Raw genomic sequence first — 1,449 nt, forward strand, 5'->3', positions numbered from 1 at the left:
TTTTTATTCCCCTCCTGGGAGGGGTTAGGGGTGGGTTGCCTATTGCCTGTTGCCTGTTGCCTGCGCGCAGCGCTATAAAATCTTATTTGAGAATGTACTGGAGAATTAAATCAACATCTTGATTTGGGTTAAAAAAGGAGTTTCTATGAGTACCATCAAAACAAATCTGCCAACAAATACATGGGCGATCGCTACCTGGGATGAATTCATCGAAATGGCAAATAATCCTGCTTATAAAAAAGCTAAATGCTATTACCACAACGAGCAAATCAGAATTGAAACTATGCCAATAGGACCTGACCACTCCAGAAATAATGCAATTATTCTATTTGCAATTAATCTTTTTTGCACTATCAAAGGTCTTGCTTTTAATAGTTTAGATAACTGTAGCTATAGAATGACAGGTATCAGAGAGTGTCAACCAGATATATCTTATTATATTGGGAAACGAGCAGACTTGGCTCCAAAAGGAACAGCCATTACTAACCTCGACACTACGCCACCGCCAGATTTAGTTATAGAAGTTGCTGACTCTACTTTAGCTGATGATATTGGTCACAAAAGGTTACTTTACGAGGAAATACAAGTAGCAGAATACTGGGTGGTAGATGTACAAAAAGCACAAATTATTGCTTTTGCGATTATTGGTAATAATGGTAGCAGGCGTATTCGGGAGTCGGCAGTTTTACCAGGGTTAAGTATTGATATATTGGAAACTGCTTTAAGTCGCAGTCGCACGGAAGACCAAGCACAGATAGGGGGTTGGTTATTAGGGGAGTTTCAGTAATTTTCAAAAGTAATATAGCGCTACGCAAGTAGGGCACGGATTAATAATAATATTGCTGTTACTTTATTAAGTTAGTAGTATTATTTTTAAATAAAGATTATTAGAAATTCATGCTTAATGGCAAAAACACCTATTGATTTATATGGATAACGTCCGCAGTAAAGATATTGCTACTTACGTTATTGATAAAGAAATTTGGGTTAATAGCAGTTTTGAAGGTGGTATCTCCACATTTGCAGTTCCCAGAGGCGGTAAAAACTGGTGGAAATTAGAACGAGATACCGAGATTCCTTCAGCACTAACGCTGATTAATGATTACAATAATCACTGGTTATGGACTCCAAGTTATACTATGCCATTAGAAAAATATAAAGCAGTTCTTAGAGAAATAGGAACATATTTTAAAAAGATAACCTAAGCTATAAAAAGGTAGTAATGATTATTTTAGTAGGCTAACATTTTACCCAATTAGTAAACGAAGGAAATTTAACTATGAAATTATATCATGTCCGGTTGAATAATTAGACTTTGCTGGAAGGAAGGCAGGAGGCAGGAGGCAGAAGGTTTTATCCTATTGTCACCTTAATTTTATACACGCTCCGATGCTACCGGACATGATTTTATCTTATAAAGCAACACAATTTATTGTTGAGGCAATTGAA

General features: G+C 36.4%; 2 protein-coding genes. Both read left to right on the top strand.

The window, feature by feature from the left end; all coding sequences use genetic code 11:
- Positions 1-145 precede the first annotated feature (145 nt).
- On the top strand, positions 146-787 hold the full coding sequence (locus D5R40_RS32970) for a Uma2 family endonuclease (protein ID WP_124143939.1): 642 nt from the start codon (positions 146-148) through the stop codon (positions 785-787).
- A 142-nt stretch (positions 788-929) separates the two neighbouring features.
- A complete protein-coding gene (locus tag D5R40_RS32975; RefSeq protein WP_205127284.1) occupies positions 930-1,205 on the top strand; it encodes a Tse2 family ADP-ribosyltransferase toxin in 276 nt (91 codons plus the stop codon).
- The last annotated feature ends 244 nt before the right edge of the window (positions 1,206-1,449 follow it).

It is taken from the genome of Okeania hirsuta, from assembly GCF_003838195.1.
Taxonomy (GTDB): domain Bacteria; phylum Cyanobacteriota; class Cyanobacteriia; order Cyanobacteriales; family Microcoleaceae; genus Okeania; species Okeania hirsuta.